The sequence below is a fragment of the Klebsiella sp. G-Nf4 genome (genome assembly GCF_002810615.1).
Taxonomy (GTDB): Bacteria; Pseudomonadota; Gammaproteobacteria; order Enterobacterales; family Enterobacteriaceae; genus Klebsiella; species Klebsiella variicola.
Window position 1 is genome coordinate 216,442 of sequence record NZ_PION01000004.1, and the last position, 16,258, is coordinate 232,699.

19 protein-coding genes are annotated in these 16,258 nt (G+C 56.2%); 7 read left to right on the forward strand and 12 right to left on the reverse strand.

The features are described from left to right. Positions 1-28: 28 nt before the first annotated feature. The 8 genes from CWM57_RS11070 to CWM57_RS27630 all read right to left on the reverse strand — a co-directional run bounded on the left by CWM57_RS11070 (position 29) and on the right by CWM57_RS27630 (position 6,944). Positions 29-724, reverse strand: coding sequence for a helix-turn-helix transcriptional regulator (locus CWM57_RS11070; RefSeq protein WP_008805373.1), 696 nt, complete (start codon positions 722-724; stop codon positions 29-31). A 24-nt stretch (positions 725-748) separates the two neighbouring features. Continuing rightward, entirely contained in the window at positions 749-1,114 is a 366-nt protein-coding gene (locus tag CWM57_RS11075; RefSeq protein WP_016160371.1) for a VOC family protein, read from the reverse strand. Between the two features lie 136 nt (positions 1,115-1,250). Then, positions 1,251-2,222 carry a protein translocase subunit SecF gene (secF, locus tag CWM57_RS11080; RefSeq protein WP_002890403.1) on the reverse strand — a complete coding sequence of 324 codons (972 nt, stop codon included), beginning with the start codon at positions 2,220-2,222 and terminating at the stop codon, positions 1,251-1,253. Positions 2,223-2,232: 10 nt separating this feature from the next. Then, positions 2,233-4,080 (reverse strand): protein translocase subunit SecD, encoded by a 1,848-nt coding sequence (gene secD, locus CWM57_RS11085; protein ID WP_074386752.1) that lies wholly within the window; start codon positions 4,078-4,080, stop codon positions 2,233-2,235. A gap of 26 nt (positions 4,081-4,106) precedes the next feature. Then, on the reverse strand, positions 4,107-4,439 hold the full coding sequence (gene yajC / locus CWM57_RS11090) for a preprotein translocase subunit YajC (RefSeq protein WP_002890398.1): 333 nt from the start codon (positions 4,437-4,439) through the stop codon (positions 4,107-4,109). Positions 4,440-4,461: 22 nt separating this feature from the next. Continuing rightward, positions 4,462-5,589, reverse strand: coding sequence for a tRNA guanosine(34) transglycosylase Tgt (tgt, locus tag CWM57_RS11095; RefSeq protein ID WP_032732595.1), 1,128 nt, complete (start codon positions 5,587-5,589; stop codon positions 4,462-4,464). Positions 5,590-5,698: 109 nt separating this feature from the next. Continuing rightward, positions 5,699-6,763: a tRNA preQ1(34) S-adenosylmethionine ribosyltransferase-isomerase QueA gene (queA, locus tag CWM57_RS11100; RefSeq protein WP_074386753.1), complete on the reverse strand. Its 1,065-nt coding sequence runs from the start codon at positions 6,761-6,763 to the stop codon at positions 5,699-5,701. 64 nt (positions 6,764-6,827) lie between these two features. After that, the gene (locus CWM57_RS27630) at positions 6,828-6,944 is read right to left on the reverse strand and encodes a hypothetical protein (protein ID WP_165784179.1); all 117 of its coding nucleotides are present in this window, start codon (positions 6,942-6,944) and stop codon (positions 6,828-6,830) included. Between the two features lie 74 nt (positions 6,945-7,018). Here CWM57_RS27630 and acpH point away from each other — a divergent pair, with 74 nt between their 5' ends. Together acpH and CWM57_RS11110 are read left to right on the forward strand one after the other, a co-directional pair. Beyond that, positions 7,019-7,600 (forward strand): ACP phosphodiesterase, encoded by a 582-nt coding sequence (acpH, locus tag CWM57_RS11105; RefSeq protein WP_008805369.1) that lies wholly within the window; start codon positions 7,019-7,021, stop codon positions 7,598-7,600. Between the two features lie 127 nt (positions 7,601-7,727). Beyond that, entirely contained in the window at positions 7,728-8,330 is a 603-nt protein-coding gene (locus CWM57_RS11110; protein WP_004178733.1) for a peroxiredoxin, read from the forward strand. Positions 8,331-8,474: 144 nt separating this feature from the next. On the opposite strand, the gene CWM57_RS27635 is transcribed toward CWM57_RS11110, so the two are convergent. Then, positions 8,475-8,621, reverse strand: coding sequence for a hypothetical protein (locus tag CWM57_RS27635; protein WP_165784180.1), 147 nt, complete (start codon positions 8,619-8,621; stop codon positions 8,475-8,477). Positions 8,622-8,676: 55 nt separating this feature from the next. Here CWM57_RS27635 and CWM57_RS11115 point away from each other — a divergent pair, with 55 nt between their 5' ends. The 5 genes from CWM57_RS11115 (at position 8,677) to fba (ending at position 12,744) form a co-directional block, all read left to right on the forward strand. Then, positions 8,677-9,120 (forward strand): PTS sugar transporter subunit IIA, encoded by a 444-nt coding sequence (locus CWM57_RS11115; RefSeq protein WP_074386755.1) that lies wholly within the window; start codon positions 8,677-8,679, stop codon positions 9,118-9,120. Between the two features lie 5 nt (positions 9,121-9,125). Further along, a complete protein-coding gene (locus tag CWM57_RS11120; protein ID WP_061155585.1) occupies positions 9,126-9,413 on the forward strand; it encodes a PTS sugar transporter subunit IIB in 288 nt (95 codons plus the stop codon). A 20-nt stretch (positions 9,414-9,433) separates the two neighbouring features. Next, a complete protein-coding gene (locus tag CWM57_RS11125; protein ID WP_012542705.1) occupies positions 9,434-10,825 on the forward strand; it encodes a PTS ascorbate transporter subunit IIC in 1,392 nt (463 codons plus the stop codon). Between the two features lie 66 nt (positions 10,826-10,891). Then, a complete protein-coding gene (locus tag CWM57_RS11130; RefSeq protein WP_100676208.1) occupies positions 10,892-11,854 on the forward strand; it encodes a carbohydrate kinase family protein in 963 nt (320 codons plus the stop codon). Between the two features lie 35 nt (positions 11,855-11,889). Continuing rightward, positions 11,890-12,744, forward strand: a complete 855-nt coding sequence (gene fba / locus CWM57_RS11135; protein ID WP_162493339.1) for a class II fructose-1,6-bisphosphate aldolase — start codon at positions 11,890-11,892, stop codon at positions 12,742-12,744. 57 nt (positions 12,745-12,801) lie between these two features. On the opposite strand, the gene CWM57_RS11140 is transcribed toward fba, so the two are convergent. The 3 genes from CWM57_RS11140 to CWM57_RS11150 form a co-directional block, all read right to left on the reverse strand. Further along, entirely contained in the window at positions 12,802-14,670 is a 1,869-nt protein-coding gene (locus CWM57_RS11140) for an amidohydrolase (RefSeq protein WP_074386757.1), read from the reverse strand. Between the two features lie 24 nt (positions 14,671-14,694). Next, entirely contained in the window at positions 14,695-15,240 is a 546-nt protein-coding gene (locus CWM57_RS11145; protein WP_074386758.1) for an antibiotic biosynthesis monooxygenase, read from the reverse strand. 183 nt (positions 15,241-15,423) lie between these two features. Beyond that, entirely contained in the window at positions 15,424-16,065 is a 642-nt protein-coding gene (locus CWM57_RS11150; protein ID WP_002890357.1) for a hydrolase, read from the reverse strand. Positions 16,066-16,258: the final 193 nt, after the last annotated feature.

Consider the following 16,258-nt stretch of genomic DNA (forward strand, 5'->3'; position numbering starts at 1 on the left):
ACACAGCGCCCGGGCCACCCGGGCGTTTTTATTTCTCCCACACGTCGCACCGCACCTTGCGCAGAAAATCGCTTAATGAGCGATCGGCACACTCGCTGAATCGACGCTCGGTCGCCCTGACCGCCAGACAACGGTCGAGGCGAAAGTTACGATAATCATTACGCAGCTCGCACCAGGCCACCAGAAGCCAGCGCTCCCCCCAAAAAAACAGCCCCAGCGGCAGCACGTCGCGCTCGGTCACCCGGCCAGACTCATCCTGATAGCGCAGCTGTAGCACCTGCTGGCCGGAGACCGCCTGATGAATGACGTCAAAATAGGTTTTGGCATAACGATGGGCGCCGAGATCGGGGGCAAACAGGCGGGTCTGCTCCGCCTGGCGCCGGCGCGCTTCCGGCAGGATCGCCAGCATCTTCTCCTGGGCGGATTCCAGTGATTGCGACAGCGCCTCACCACCCCAGGTTTTCAGCAGCCGAATCGCGGCGATCAGCGCTTCGGATTCTTTGGTGGTCAGCATCAGCGGCGGCAGATCGTAACCCGCCAGCAGGCGATAACCACTCCCCGCCTCGCCCTCCACCGGCACGCCGGAGAGGGAGAGATCGCGAATATCGCGATACACGGTGCGCTCCGACACGCCCAGCCGCTCCGCCAGCAGCGCGGCGGTAGTGAGCCGCCTGCCGCGCAGGATCTGCACAATCTGAAATAAACGGTCGGCGCGTCGGGTCATGTCTCACTTCACAAAAAGTTTAGGTTAAGCCGGCTGGTGCAGGCCGACGCGGTTGCCCTCGCTGTCAGTAAACAGCGCGATGGTGCCAATATCATTCGGCAGCGTCAGCGGCCCGAAAACACACGCCCCACCCGCCGAGGCAACGCGGTCCAGCGTGGCGGCAAGATGGTCAGTATGCAGGTAAATAATAGCGCCCTGCGCTGAAGGCGCGATACCCTCAAATTTGGCCAGCGCGCCGCCAGGGGCCGGATCCTGATGCGGGAACACCGCCAGTTCGGCGCAGTCCATGGTTTCGCGACGCAGCGTCACCTGCATCACTGGCTCATAAAACGCGACGGCGCGATCCATATCGGCGACCGGAATTTCAAACCAGTTAATCACGTTATTCATACTTCCTCCTGCTCGTTAGTGAGTTCAGAAGTAGTGTATGGGAGGGCTCTTGACAGCATACTGTCAGCAGGTTTTATCGCGGACAAAAAAATCCCGGCCACCTGGGCCGGGATTGCTTTATCTCAACTGAACCGTATTACGGCAGAATAGACGGCTGATCCGCCCCTTCTTTCTCGACCTTCTGCTGGATCAGATGCTCGCGCTTCATACCCAGTTTCAACGCCAGCGCAGAGGCGACGTAGATAGAAGAAGCCGTACCGATGGAGACACCGATCAGCATGGTCAGCGAGAAGCCTTCCAGAATCGGGCCGCCGAACAGGAACAGCATCAGGATCACCATCAAGGTAGTCCCGGAGGTGATCAAGGTACGGTGCAGCGTCTGGGTCAACGACACGTTAAAGATCTCGTACGGCGTACCGCGGCGGATCTTACGGAAGTTTTCACGGATACGGTCCGATACCACGATACTGTCGTTCAGCGAGTAGCCGATAACCGACATCAACGAGGCCACGATGGTCAGGTCGATTTCGATATGGAACAGCGACAGTACGCCCATGGTGATCACCACGTCGTGCGCCAGGGCGATAACCACCCCGGCGGCCAGACGCCATTCGAAGCGGAAGCCGACGTAGATCAGGATACAGACCAGCGCCGCAATCAGCGCCAGGGCGCCGGTTTGCGCGAGGTCCGCGCCGACGCTCGGGCCGACAAACTCAATTCGCTTCACCGCCGCATTCTGACTGGTCGATTCGTTAATCACCGTCACGACCTTGCTGCCCAGCTCCTGGCTGCCGTTGGCGTCATGCACCGGCGGCATACGTACCATGATGTCGCGGCTGCTGCCAAAGTTCTGCACCTGCGGCTCTTCAAAGCCCGCTTTCTGCAGGGAATCGCGCATCTGGTCCAGATCGACCGGCTTCTCAAGGGTAATTTCGATCACCGTACCACCGGTGAAATCGAGCCCCCAGTTAAAGCCGCGGACGCCAATGATGGCAATCGACACAATCAGCAGAAAACCTGAAATGCCGAAGGCCCAGTAGTCCCAGCGCATAAAGTCCCAGACTTTACGGCCGTGGTTCAATTGTTCAACAGTATATTCCTGTGCCACAACGCACTCCTCAGATAGACAGCTTTTTAACGCGCTTGCCGCCGTACAGCAGGTTCACGATGGCACGGGTGCCGACGATAGCGGTAAACATTGAGGTCGCGATACCGATACCGGTGGTAATCGCAAACCCTTTAATGGCACCAGTACCGACGGCGTACAGGATGATCACTTTGATTAGCGTCGTCACGTTGGCATCGAAGATCGAGCTGAACGCGCCGCGATAACCTTCGTCAATCGCCTGCTGAACGGAACGCCCGTTGCTCAGCTCTTCTTTGATACGTTCGTTGATAAGAACGTTAGCATCGACCGCCACCGCAAGGGTTAATACGATACCCGCGATGCCCGGCATGGTCAGCGTCGCCCCCGGGATCAGGGACATAATGCCGACAATCAGTACCAGGTTGGCAATCAGCGCCGAGGTCGCAATCAGACCGAACTTCTTGTAGAAGAAGATCATGAACAGGATAGAGACCACCAGACCGGCCAGACACGCTTCCAGGCCCTGCTTGATGTTCTGCATACCGAGGGTTGGGCCGATAGTCCGCTCTTCGACGATCTGAATCGGCGCAATCAGCGCACCGGCACGCAGCAGCAGCGACAGCTGGCGCGCTTCGTTCGGATTGCTGATACCGGTGATACGGAAGCTGTTACCCAGACGCGACTGGATGTTGGCGATGTTAATCACCTCTTCCTCTTTCGCCAGGATAGCGCGGCCGTTAGCATCTTTCTTACCGCTGTCTTTATACTCCACGAACAGGGTCGCCATCGGCTTGCCGATATTGTCCTTGGTGAAGTTAGACATGATATTACCGCCCGCGCTGTCCAGCGAGATGTTGACCTGCGGCTGGTTGTACTCATCCATGCTGGAGGTCGAGTCGGTGATATGGTCACCGGTCAGGATCACCCGCTTGTACAGCACCACCGGCTGGCCTTCACGCGTCTCTTTCACTTCCGAGTCGCCCGGCACGCGGCCAGAGGCGGCGGCGGACTGGTCCACGTTGGTATTGACCAGACGGAACTCGAGGGTCGCGGTTGCGCCAAGGATCTCTTTCGCCCGCGCGGTATCCTGGATACCCGGCAGCTCAACCACGATGCGGTCAGCACCCTGACGCTGAACCAGTGGTTCGGCGACGCCCAGCTGGTTCACACGGTTACGCAGAATGTTAATGTTCTGCTGAACCGCGTACTCACGGGCTTCTTTCAGGCGCTCATCGGTCATCACCGCTTTCAGGCTGTTGTCACCCTGAGAGGAAATCACCAGATCGCGATGGCGAGGGCTGAGATAAGAGATAGCCTGGTCGCGCGCCGCGCTGTCGCGGAAGACGATGCTCAGACCGTAGTTGTCTTCCTTGCGCACGGTCGCGTAAGGAATGCCTTTGTCACGCAGTTCGCTGCGCAGGCTGTCGATGTTCTGTTCCTGCAGTTTGCCTAACGCGGTGTCCATGTCGACTTCCATCAGGAAGTGCACGCCGCCGCGCAGATCAAGACCCAGCTTCATTGGCTCGGCATACATCGCCGCCAGCCAGCGTGGGGTTGCCGGAGCAAGGTTTAGCGCCACGACGTATTTGTCACCCAGCACGGTAAGCAGCGCTTCACGCGCACGCAGCTGGGTATCAGTGGTGTCGAAGCGCGCAAGAATAGCGCCCTCTTCCAGTGCCACAGACTTCGCGGTTATTTTTTCTTCTTGTAAAGTTTTCTGGACCTGGATCAGCGTTTGCTCACTGGCGGCGACGCCGCGCGCGCCAGTGATTTGAACAGCCGGATCCTCACCATACAGGTTGGGAAGCGCATAGATCAGGCCGACGACAATGACGACGACCAGCATGACGTACTTCCACAAAGGATAACGGTTTAACACGGCAGTTCCCTTTGGGAAAAGTTAGATTACAGCGCCTTCATGGTGCCTTTCGGCAGAACGGCAGCAACGAAGTCACGTTTGATAACCACTTCAGTGGTATCGTTCAGCGCGATAGCAATGTAGCCAGTTTCCGCTACTTTGGTCACGCGACCGACCAGACCGCCGTTGGTCAGCACTTCATCACCTTTGGCGATGGAGTTCATCAGGTTCTTGTGTTCCTTGGTGCGCTTCTGCTGTGGACGCAGGATCATGAAGTAAAAAATCAGACCGAACACCACCAGCATCAGAATCAGAGACATCGGGCTGCCCTGCGCCGGTGCACCCGTTGCCGCTACCGCATCAGAAATAAAAAAGCTCATTGAAATTCCCTCATTATTAAAATTAATCAACGTTCAAAGGAGGCACGGTGCGCCCCTGACGTTGGTAAAAATCGGTCACGAAGCTCTCTAATTTACCCTCTTCGATAGCCTTGCGTAAACCAGCCATTAAACGCTGATAGTAGCGCAGGTTATGAATGGTATTGAGACGCGCGCCCAATATTTCGTTGCAACGGTCGAGGTGATGCAAGTAAGCGCGTGAATAATTGCGACATGTATAGCAATCACACTCGGCGTCCAGCGGTGCGGTATCGCTTTTGTGCTTCGCGTTGCGGATTTTCACCACGCCGTCGGTGACGAACAGGTGGCCGTTACGCGCGTTGCGCGTCGGCATGACGCAGTCGAACATATCGATACCGCGACGTACCCCTTCCACCAGATCTTCCGGCTTCCCGACGCCCATCAGGTATCGTGGCTTATCGGCCGGGATCTGCGGGCAGACGTGTTCCAGAATGCGATGCATGTCTTCCTTCGGCTCACCGACCGCCAAACCGCCGACAGCGTAGCCATCAAAGCCAATCTCTACCAGACCTTTCACCGAGATATCACGTAAATCTTCGTAAACGCTGCCCTGAATGATGCCAAACAGCGCGTTTTTATTGCCGAGGCCATCGAAACGGTCACGGCTGCGCTTGGCCCAGCGCAGAGACATCTCCATCGAGCGCTTGGCGTAATCCCAGTCCGCCGGGTACGGTGTACACTCGTCGAAGATCATCACGATGTCGGAACCGAGATCGTACTGAATCTCCATCGATTTTTCCGGATCGAGGAAAATCGGATCGCCGTTGATCGGGTTGCGGAAGTGGACGCCCTGCTCGGTGATCTTACGAATATCGCCAAGGCTGAATACCTGGAAGCCGCCGGAATCGGTAAGGATCGGTCCTTTCCACTGCATAAAATCGTGCAGATCGCCGTGCAGCTTCATGATCTCCTGACCTGGGCGCAGCCACAGGTGGAAGGTGTTGCCGAGAATAATCTGCGCGCCGGTGGCTTCCACCTCTTCCGGCGTCATCCCTTTGACGGTGCCGTAGGTGCCAACGGGCATAAAGGCCGGTGTTTCCACCACGCCGCGCTCAAACACCAGGCGACCGCGGCGGGCGCGACCGTCGGTGGTATCCAGTTCAAATTTCATGCTTGCTCCTGCGTCAGAAAAACAGTCCGACGTTTTCATACTCGCCACGGAATGATTCCGTGGCTAAAAAATGCGTCATGGCGTCCAAAAAGCCGGCGGGCCGGCCTTTTCAGGGACGCTCAGAAATAGCCTGCGGATTGTACGTGATAAACATCGCATCCCCGTAGCTAAAAAAGCGATATTTCTGCTCAACCGCCACCTGATAGGCGTTCATGGTGTGCTGATAACCCGCAAACGCCGACACCAGCATAATCAGTGTGGATTCAGGGAGATGGAAGTTGGTCACCAGCGCATCGATCACCTGGTACTGATAACCCGGGTAGATGAAAATCTGCGTATCGTCGAAGAACGGCGCGATCAGGGCGTCTTTCGCCGCCTGCGCCGCGCTTTCCAGCGAGCGTACCGAGGTGGTGCCTACCGCAATCACGCGGTTGCCGCGCGCTTTCGCCGCCAGCACCGCATCGACCACCTCCTGCGGCACTTCCGCATATTCAGAGTGCATGGTGTGCTCTTCAATGCTGTCGACGCGCACCGGCTGGAAGGTCCCCGCCCCCACGTGCAGGGTGACAAACGCCATCTCAACGCCTTTGGCGCGCAGTTTGTCCAGCAGCGGTTCGTCGAAATGCAAACCGGCGGTCGGGGCGGCTACCGCGCCCGGCCTGGTGCCGTAAACGGTTTGATAGAGCTCGCGGTCGGCGTCTTCGTCAGGACGATCAATGTAGGGCGGCAGCGGCATATGGCCGATCCCGTTGAGGATCTCCAGCACCGGACGCTCGTCGTTAAATTCCACTTCAAACAGCGCGCCATGACGCGCCAGCATAGTGGCCTTAATGCTCTCGTCATCGCCCAGCAGCAGCTCGGCGCCTGGTTTCGGCGCTTTCGAGGCGCGAATATGGGCCAGGATGCGCTTATCATCCAGCATCCGCTCCACCAGCACTTCAATCTTGCCGCCGCTGGCCTTGCGGCCGAACAGACGCGCCGGGATCACCCGGGTATTGTTAAACACCAGCAGGTCGCCGGGATTGAGCTTATCGAGGATATCGGTGAAGGTTCCATGCGTCAGCGCGCCCGTCGGCCCGTCCAGGGAGAGCAGGCGGCAGCTGCTGCGCTCAGGCATCGGATAGTGGGCAATCAGGGATTCGGGTAGTTCAAAAGCAAAATCGGTAACGCGCATGACGGTAACTCAGACTGAATAAAGAGGCGGGTAGTCTAGTGCCGGGGCGTTCCGCCTGCAACCTTTACCCCTCCGGATGAATGACATAATCTATATTCCAAATCATTCCGAATGCCACCATGCGGCAGCCGGATGCCTTACCGGTGGCAAAGGTGCCGCGCGCGGCCAGACAGCATGCCATTCGGACACCGAGGCGCCGTTCAGCGCGACATCGGTGATTCCACCCGCCCGCTCGTATTTAAAGGATGTCGTTTTATGAATTTTCTCGCCCACCTGCACTTGGCCCATCTCGCCGACAGTTCGCTGCCCGGCAACCTGATGGCCGATTTTGTGCGCGGCAACCCGCAGGGCGACTATCCGGCGGAGATCATCGACGGCATCTATATGCATCGCCGGATTGACGTGATGACTGACAATCTGGCGGAAGTCAAAGAGGCACGGGAGTGGTTTCGCCCGCAGACCCGTCGCGTCGCCCCCATCACCCTCGATGTCATGTGGGATCATTTCCTGTCGCAGCACTGGGCGCAGCTCTCCCCTGACCTGCCGCTGGACGAGTTCGTGCGCTACGCCGAGCAGCAGATCGTCCCCATCCTGCCTGACTCGCCGCCACGCTTCGTCAATCTGAATCAGTACCTGTGGTCGGAGCGCTGGCTGGAGCGCTATCAGGAGATGGATTTTATTCAGCGCGTGCTTAACGGCATGGCCAGCCGCCGTCCGCGTCTCGACGCCCTGCGCGACTCCTGGCAGGATCTGGATACCCACTACGACCAGCTGGAGGGGCAGTTCTGGCGCTTTTATCCGCAGATGATGCGCCTGGCAGAAAACAAACAGCTGTAATCGTTGCGTCATTGATAGGTAAAAGCTGGCTGAACGATTGTTAGCGCCTCTTTGTGTTATTGCCGGGCAGGCTCTATACTTGCCCGCGTTGCGTTCCAAATAACCTTAGTAATTACAGGAGAATCAAATGGTTCTGGTCACTCGTCAAGCGCCGGATTTTACTGCAGCCGCTGTGCTGGGTAATGGTGAGATCGTTGAGAAATTCAATTTCAAACAGCACACCAACGGTAAACCTACCGTTCTGTTCTTCTGGCCGATGGACTTCACCTTCGTTTGCCCGTCTGAGCTGATCGCGTTCGACAAACGCTACGAAGAATTCCAGAAACGCGGCGTAGAAGTCGTTGGCGTTTCCTTCGATTCCGAGTTCGTTCACAACGCATGGCGTAACACCCCGGTCGACCAGGGCGGTATCGGCCCGGTTAAATACGCGATGGTTGCTGACATCAAACGTGAAATCCAGAAAGCTTACGGTATCGAGCATCCGGACGAAGGCGTAGCGCTGCGCGGCTCCTTCCTGATCGACGCTAACGGCGTGGTACGCCACCAGGTGGTTAACGACCTGCCGCTGGGCCGTAACATCGACGAAATGCTGCGCATGGTCGACGCGCTGCAGTTCCACGAAGAGCACGGCGAAGTCTGCCCGGCGCAGTGGGAAAAAGGAAAAGAAGGTATGGCTGCCTCTCCGGAAGGCGTTGCAAAATACCTGACCGAAAACGTCTCCAGCCTGTAATCGGCACGCGTTTTTATAAAAGGCTCGCTCAGGCGGGCCTTTTTTGTTAACGGCGTCAAAATTTAAGAAAATGACCCGCCGATAATTGTGACCAGCAATACACTTCTGCCGAAAAAATTCGCTCTACCTCTCACTTTTTCTCTGTCAAATTTCAGCGTTTAAATACACAACCTGCATAATCCACTGAAAAATATATAAATTATTTATATCGTTTTCTGCCGGTACTTTCCTGCCGATGTGATCGCCATCAATATTTAAAACCCCGGATGTGATCTCATCCATCATTTTCATCAATGTATTTAGTCATGATTTTACTCAGGAACAGGAATACGTTCAGGAGCAGAGAATGGAGATTATTTTTGACCCGACGTTAATCGCCCTTAAGCAGAATATTTCCCGTGCGGAAGAGGCCATCGAACTGGCGGGTTCATTACTCGCCAGGCGCCAGATTTGCAGTCCCGAATATGTCAACGAGATGCTGACGGTATACGAAGATTTCGGCGCTGCCATCGTTATAGATGACGGGATTGCCATGCCGCATGCCCGACCGGAAAAAGGGGCATTGCAGACCGGATTTTCGCTTGTCACCACCGCCACGCCAGTGACCTTCGGCCACGATGAGTTCGATCCGGTTACCGTCATTATTGCTATCGCCGGCGCGGACGCTGACAGTCATATCAAAATGATCCAACTGATAGCCTCGCTGATCGAGTCAGATATTGTGACCTTCCTTCAGCAGGAAAATGACGTCAATTCAGTCTTACAATTCATCCAAAAACAAATGGAGTAGTCATTATGTTAGTTATCAGAACGGTTTGTGGTAACGGTATTGGCAGTTCATTGATGGCTGCGAATAATGTGAAAAAGATCTGTGAAGAATTAGGTATCAAAGCGGACGTCGCCTCGGTCGATTTTGCTAACGCCGTCGGGGAAAAAGCCGACCTTTACGTCACGATCAAAGAACTGGCAAATCAATTTCCGGCCCACTGTCATGTCGCCATCATTCGTAGCTACGTCCATAAAGCGAAGATCGCCGAGGATATTACCGACGCGCTGACCAAAATTGCGGCGACTCACTCTTAATCAACATAGAGGGAACGACCATGCAGGCTATTCTTAGTTTCTTAGCGGAAATATTCAGTCAACCTGCTTTTTTAATGGGGCTGATTGCTTTTGTCGGTTTAGTGGCGCTGCGCTCCCCCGGTAATAAACTCCTTACCGGCACATTAAAACCGATTTTAGGTTATTTGATGTTGAGCGCTGGCGCAGGCGTTATCGTTGCCAATCTCAACCCGCTGGGCGGTATTATCGAGGCCGGATTTAATATCCGCGGTGTTATTCCAAACAATGAAGCCATTGTCTCCGTCGCCCAGAAGATGCTGGGCGTGGAAACCATGAGTATTTTACTGTTAGGTTTTATTTTCAACCTGATTATCGCCCGCTGTACCAAGTATAAATATATCTTTCTGACCGGCCATCACTCGTTCTTTCTCGCCTGCCTGTTTTCCGCCGTCCTGCAGGCGGCGGAGTTCCATGGCTGGATGTTGATCCTGATCGGCGGATTCCTGCTGGGATCATGGTCCGCCATCTCCCCCGCCATTGGTCAGCGTTACACCAAGCAGGTCACGGAAGACGGAGGGATCGCCATGGGTCATTTCGGCTCCCTCGGCTACTACCTCTCGGCCTGGATCGCCAGCCGGACCGGCAATCCGGCAAATTCCTTCGCGGATACCGAAATTTCAGAAAAGTGGGGCTTTCTGCGCGATACCACAGTCACCACCGGTATCGTGATGTTTGTTATCTACTTTGTCTGCAGCGCTGTCGCCGGGTCGGCATACCTGAGCACCATCACCGACCAAAACATGCTGATCTTCTCAGTGCTGACCGGCCTGCAGTTCGCCGTTGGCGTGGCCATTGTGTACAACGGTGTGCGGCTGATCCTTGGCGATCTGGTGCCGGCATTCCAGGGCATCAGCCAGAAGCTGATCCCGGACTCCATACCGGCCGTTGACTGCGCGGTATTCTTCACCTTTAGCCCCACCGCCGTGGTGGTGGGATTCATCAGCTCCTTCGTGGGCGGGCTGGTCGGGATGCTCTTGCTCGGCGGGCTGGGCATGGCGCTGATTATTCCCGGCATGGTGCCGCACTTCTTCTGCGGCGGCACGTCCGGCGTCTTCGCCGACAAGCTGGGCGGTAAGCGCGGATGTATCATCGCCTCCTTTATCGGTGGGATCTTCCTCGCCTTCCTGCCGGCGATGCTGCTGCCGGCGCTCGGCAACCTCGGGTTTGAAAACAGCACCTTCGCCGATTTCGACTTCGCGGTATGGGGCATCATCATCGGCAATGCATTCACCCAGTTTGGCCAGGTCACTATCTATCTGATTTGTCTGGTGCTGCTCGTCGCGCTGCTGGCGCCTTTCTGTTTCCGTCATGTACGGGTGGTGGGCGATACGCTCAGCTATGAGGAGCTCACGGCGAAGCAGAAAAATGAATAAGCGACGTCATTTTTCCCGGCGGGGAGGTCACGCTCCCCCGCCGCTGACCAATAATCAGGAGTGGTTATGGCTATTTTGTCCATTGGATTTGCTTGTTTCGATCAGTTTTTCTTTCTCAATGAATGGCCTCAGGAGAATACCAAAAACTTTTGTCATGATTTTATAGAAAGCGGCGGCGGCCCAGCGGCCAATGCGGCATGGCTGCTGGGATTGTGGGGTGAGGAGGTCTATTACATTGGTCATCTGCATCAGGACCTTTACGGCCAGCGCATTATTGATGAATTTGCCGAGGCGGGCGTGGATACCAGCCAGGTGGTTTTCTCCGATGACATGATCACCCCGCTGGCCTCGGTGCTGGTCAATCGCTTAACGGGTTCGCGGACGATTATTACCCGCAAGATGCAAACACCACCTTCCCTGACCTACGATCAAAAACTGAAACTGGACGACCTCGCCGAGCGATTGATTGCCAGCGAGGAGCCAGTCACCATTTTAATTGACGGCCATGAGGCAGAAATCAGTGAATATTTAATTAAGAAGCTGCCCCACGCCAAAGTCGTGATGGACGGGGGTTCACTGCGTGCCAGCAATATTAAACTGGCGGCCTGGACTGACTATTTTGTCGTAAGCGAACATTTTGCCCGCGATTATATGAGCTATCGTTTACTGAGCACCGAAGCAGACATTAAAGCAGCCCTGATTGAGCTGAATAAAATTTGCCGCGGCGAGGCGTTTATCACCCTTGGCGAAAAAGGCTGTGCCTTCTTAAAGAGCGGTATGCTGCAGATCGTCCCTTCCTGGCTGTGCAATGCCGTTGATACCACTGGCGCCGGGGATGTTTTTCACGGCGCCTTTACCTATGGCGTCCATTATTCATGGCATATTGATAATATTATTTTATTTGCCAGCCTGACCGCCGCTATTTCTATTGAGAAAAAAGGGGTACGGGAATCGATGCCGGATCTGGCGGTCGTCCACCACTCGCTAAATAGCTACGAGAGAAACTTAAAGCAATATTTTGAAGAATAACTGCGTTTAATACATATCAAGAGGTGAATATGTTAGTGTCGATGAAGGACATGCTTCAGCATGCCCTAAAGAACGGTTACGCCGTCGGTCAGTTCAACATTAATAATCTGGAATGGGTCGGCGCCGTATTAAGCACCGCCCAGCAGTGCCGCTCACCGGTTATTTTGGGCGTGTCTGGCGGCACGGTTAAGCATATGCTCGGGCTTAAATGTATTCATGATATTGTGGTTAATGCCATAGATTATTTACATATTGATATTCCGGTGGCTCTGCATCTGGATCACGGCACTACCCAGGAGGCCTGCGAAGCCGCGATCGCTGCCGGCTTCAGTTCCATTATGTTTGATGGTTCACATCTGCCGTTCAGGGAAAACCTGACCATCACCCGCCACCTGGTGGCGCTGGCGCACAGCAAGGGCATCTCCGTGGAAGCCGAACTGGGGACCATCGCCGGCAGTGAAGATGGTATCGTTAACTCCGAGGTCATTTACGCCGATCCTGAAGAGTGCTACACCCTGGTGACAGAAACGCAGGTGGATTGCCTCGCCGCCGCGCTGGGTTCCACCCATGGTCTGTATAAAGGTAAAGCCCGGCTGGGATTTACTGAGATGAAAGCCATTGCCGAGCGCGTGAAGGTCCCGCTGGTGCTGCATGGCGGCACCGGTATTGCCGATGAGGATATGCGCCGGGCGATTGCCTGCGGCACCGCCAAGATTAACGTCAATACCGAAAACATGTACGCCTGGTGTCAGCAGGTGAAAGCGATCTTTGCCGCCGACACCGGGCACGATGTGAACGATCCGCGGAAAGTCATCACCCAGGGACTGCAGCCAGTACGCGAGATGATTGCCCGCCGCATGGCGCTTTTTGGCTCACAGCAGCGCTATTGACGCCGGGCCTGGGCTGAAACCTCCGCCCCGAAGCTGCCGGGGCGGAGGCGTCAGGTATCAGAAGGCAAAGCAGGAGCAGCCCAGCACGCCCCAGAAAGCTTGCTCATCGGAGACCGGAATCGACGACTTGCGCGCAATATCATGTTGGTGGCCGTGAACGCCGCAGCTGCCGCAGCACTGGTGCATCTGCACTATGGCGCCGATTTTAGCCGCCGCCGGCGGAGCGGAACGGTAATGACCCGGGACTTTCACCACCGGTGACCACTCAGGCAGCACCGGAATAGGCGGCGGCGCCAGCGGCGAGAAGTGACCGGCGGCGTACACCACTTTGCCATCAACCACCGTCAGCACGGACTCAATGCCTTTGATCTCCTCTTCCGCGACACTGAAGTAGTCTTTCGACAGCACCACCAGATCGGCAAGCTGACCGGCGGCCAGACGGCCTTTCTTGCCTTGCTCGCTGGAGAACCAGGCGCTGCCCGCCGTCCACAGCTCCAGCGCGACATCGCGCGGCAAGCGGTTGTCGTCGTCATACATCGCCATCCCGCCAACGGTGCGCCCGGAGACCAGCCAGTACAGCGCAGTCCACGGATTATAGCTGGCGACGCGGGTCGCATCGGTGCCCAGCCCCACCGGCACGTCCAGTTCCAGCATTTTCGCTACCGGCGGGGTATGTTTCACCGCCTCTTTGCCGTAGCGATCGACAAAATATTCGCCCTGGAAGGCCATCCGATGCTGCACCGCAATACCGCCGCCCAGCGCCTTCACCCGCTCAATGTTACGCTCGGTAATGGTCTCGGCATGATCGAAGAACCAGTGCAGACCATTAAACGGGATATCGCGGTTCACCTTCTCAAACACGTCCAGCATCCGACTGATGGACTCGTCGTAGGTGGCATGCAGGCGGAACGGCCAGCGATGCTCCACCAGATGGCGCACCACCCGCTCCAGCTCATCCTCCATGCCTTGCGGCAGATCCGGCCGCGGCTGCAGGAAATCTTCAAAATCCGCCGCCGAGAACACCAGCATCTCGCCGGCGCCGTTGGCGCGATAGAAGTCGGTGCCCTGCCCCGGCTTCAGCATATCGGTCCAGCGTTCGAAGTCCTCCAGCTCCTGCTTCGGCCGCTGGGTAAACAGGTTGTAAGCGATGCGCACGGTCATCTGCTCTTTCGCATGCAGCTGTTCGATAATTTCATAATCTTCCGGATAGTTCTGGAAACCGCCCCCGGCGTCGATGGCGCTGGTCAGCCCCAGTCGGTTCAGCTCGCGCATAAACTGGCGGGTAGAATTCACCTGCAGATCCAGCGGCAGCTTCGGCCCTTTGGCCAGCGTAGCGTAGAGGATCATGGCGTTCGGCTTGGCGATCAGCATCCCGGTCGGGTTGCCACGGCTATCGCGGACGATCTCTCCGCCCACCGGATCCGGCGTCTCTTTGGTATAACCCACGGCTTTCAGCGCCGCGCGGTTCAGCAGCGCGCGATCGTAGAGATGCAGCACAAACACCGGTGTATCGGGCGCCGCGTCGTTCAGCTCTTCCAGGGTTGGCATCCGCCGCTCGGCGAACTGGAATTCGCTCCAGCCGCCGACCACCCGCACCCACTGCGGGGAGGGAGTGCGATCGGCCTGATCCTTAAGCATTCGCAGGGCATCGGCCAGCGAGGGGACGCCCTCCCAGCGGAGCTCAAGGTTGTAGTTCAACCCACCGCGGATCAGGTGCAGGTGAGAATCGTTGAGCCCAGGGATCACCGTATGCCCTTTGAGATCGACGATTTGCGTCCCCTCGGCGGCAAAGCTCATGATCCGATCGTGACTTCCGGTAGCAACAATTTTTCCGTCGGCGATGGCCACGGCTTCCGCCAAGGGATTCGCACGATCGAGGGTATGAATCTGACCGTGGGTCAGAATCAGTGTGGCAGTTTGCGACATAACGCACTCCTTGAGGAGGCTGACTCAGTTTTTCTTTAACCAGCCAGCAAACAGGCGGGTCACGATGGGCATCCAGAACCAGACCACCAGCGCAACCACGCAGGCATCATTGATCAGGTGCAGCAGCAGGCTCCCTTTGAGCGACGGCAACAGCATGCCGGTGACCGCAGGCACCAGGTTGGTGCTGGGAAAAATCACCAGCAGGGTGATCAGAAACTGTTTCCACCGCCGCGGCTGGCGCACGTTCGCCGCCGGCGGGGTAAACCAGAAGGCCGGCTCCGTCCGCACCTCCGTCCGATCGCCTTCCGTCAGCAGCGGCGCAATCTCTGCCACCAGCTGCCGACGGGTTTCCGACTGCGTCCAGGCGTAGAGGTGCTCCAGGGTATCGAAGCGGATAATCACGCTCCACAGATTCTGCCCCGCGGTGGGACGGATCACATTCGCGCCAAGATGGCCGGGAAACTCGGCCGCAATGGGCATAATTTTACCGAGCCACTCTTCGTAGCGCTGGCCGTGTTGCGGATCGAGCAGATGGCTGATGACCAGGGTTACCGATTTTTGCTGCGCCATAAAGCGTTCCTTACTTCAGGGGAATGACAGGATTGCTCCCGCCATTGGCCATAAATGATATACACAACATCATTCATGCTGCGTCGAGGCGACAGAGTGGTACGTCCCCGGAGCTGAGCTGAGGCAGTGACCGGGGACGGGCAAACGCAGCCGACAAAGAGGCAGCCTGAAGGATGAAGTGATTTACGCTTTGCGCTCCGGCGCGCCATGCACCATGGTATAAGCGTAATCCACGCCCATCCCGTAGGCGCCGCTGTGTTCGCGTACGAGGTCCATCACCGCATCGTAGGTCGCTTTGCGTGACCAGTCGCGCTGGTACTCCAGCAGCACCTGTTGCCAGGTGACCGGCACCGCGCCCGCCTGCACCATCCGGTCAATGGACCGCTCATGGGCGTCGACAGAGGTGCCGCCGGAGGTATCCGTCACTACGTACACCTCGTAGCCTGCTTCCAGCGCCATCAGCGCCGGGAACGTCAGACAGACTTCGGTCCACAGGGCAGAGATCACCAGCTTTTTACGGCCGGTCGCTTTCACCGCCGCCACAAACGCGTCGTCTTCCCAGGAGTTCATTGAGGTACGTTCAATCGGCTTGACGTCAGGATGCACGGCCAATAATTCCGGCCAGATATAACCGCTGAAGCTTTTGGTCTCTACGGAGGTATAAATCACCGGCACATTAAAAATTTTGCCCGCTTTTGCCAGCGCCACGGTGTTATTTTTCAGGGTCTGGCGATCGATATTCGCCACGCCAAATGACATCTGCGGCTGGTGGTCAATAAAGATAAGTGCGGAATTAGTGGGATCGAGCAGTTCACGAATAGACATTAAATACCTTCTTAATCAATAAGTTAAAAAGATTACATGATGGTTAATGCGTCGTGTAGATCCTGACTGATAAAGCATGGTGAGTATAGCCAGTTATTTCTAACAAGTTATTAAAGTTTTTTTGTGGTTTATTTTTTTGCCCGTAGCAAGGATTTGCTCGCATCCGCATTAATCAAATTTTTACGCCAAACTG

Bases quoted from the DNA above. Each gene is read 5' to 3' on its own strand.
- CWM57_RS11070 (WP_008805373.1), bottom strand. From the start codon at position 724: ATGACCCGACGCGCCGACCGTTTATTTCAGATTGTGCAGATCCTGCGC.
- CWM57_RS11075 (WP_016160371.1), bottom strand. From the start codon at position 1,114: ATGAATAACGTGATTAACTGGTTTGAAATTCCGGTCGCCGATATGGAT.
- yajC (WP_002890398.1), bottom strand. From the start codon at position 4,439: ATGAGCTTTTTTATTTCTGATGCGGTAGCGGCAACGGGTGCACCGGCG.
- tgt (WP_032732595.1), bottom strand. From the start codon at position 5,589: ATGAAATTTGAACTGGATACCACCGACGGTCGCGCCCGCCGCGGTCGC.
- queA (WP_074386753.1), bottom strand. From the start codon at position 6,763: ATGCGCGTTACCGATTTTGCTTTTGAACTACCCGAATCCCTGATTGCC.
- CWM57_RS27630 (WP_165784179.1), bottom strand. From the start codon at position 6,944: ATGGCATGCTGTCTGGCCGCGCGCGGCACCTTTGCCACCGGTAAGGCA.
- acpH (WP_008805369.1), top strand. From the start codon at position 7,019: ATGAATTTTCTCGCCCACCTGCACTTGGCCCATCTCGCCGACAGTTCG.
- CWM57_RS11110 (WP_004178733.1), top strand. From the start codon at position 7,728: ATGGTTCTGGTCACTCGTCAAGCGCCGGATTTTACTGCAGCCGCTGTG.
- CWM57_RS27635 (WP_165784180.1), bottom strand. From the start codon at position 8,621: ATGAAAATGATGGATGAGATCACATCCGGGGTTTTAAATATTGATGGC.
- CWM57_RS11115 (WP_074386755.1), top strand. From the start codon at position 8,677: ATGGAGATTATTTTTGACCCGACGTTAATCGCCCTTAAGCAGAATATT.
- CWM57_RS11120 (WP_061155585.1), top strand. From the start codon at position 9,126: ATGTTAGTTATCAGAACGGTTTGTGGTAACGGTATTGGCAGTTCATTG.
- CWM57_RS11125 (WP_012542705.1), top strand. From the start codon at position 9,434: ATGCAGGCTATTCTTAGTTTCTTAGCGGAAATATTCAGTCAACCTGCT.
- CWM57_RS11130 (WP_100676208.1), top strand. From the start codon at position 10,892: ATGGCTATTTTGTCCATTGGATTTGCTTGTTTCGATCAGTTTTTCTTT.
- CWM57_RS11140 (WP_074386757.1), bottom strand. From the start codon at position 14,670: ATGTCGCAAACTGCCACACTGATTCTGACCCACGGTCAGATTCATACC.
- CWM57_RS11145 (WP_074386758.1), bottom strand. From the start codon at position 15,240: ATGGCGCAGCAAAAATCGGTAACCCTGGTCATCAGCCATCTGCTCGAT.
- CWM57_RS11150 (WP_002890357.1), bottom strand. From the start codon at position 16,065: ATGTCTATTCGTGAACTGCTCGATCCCACTAATTCCGCACTTATCTTT.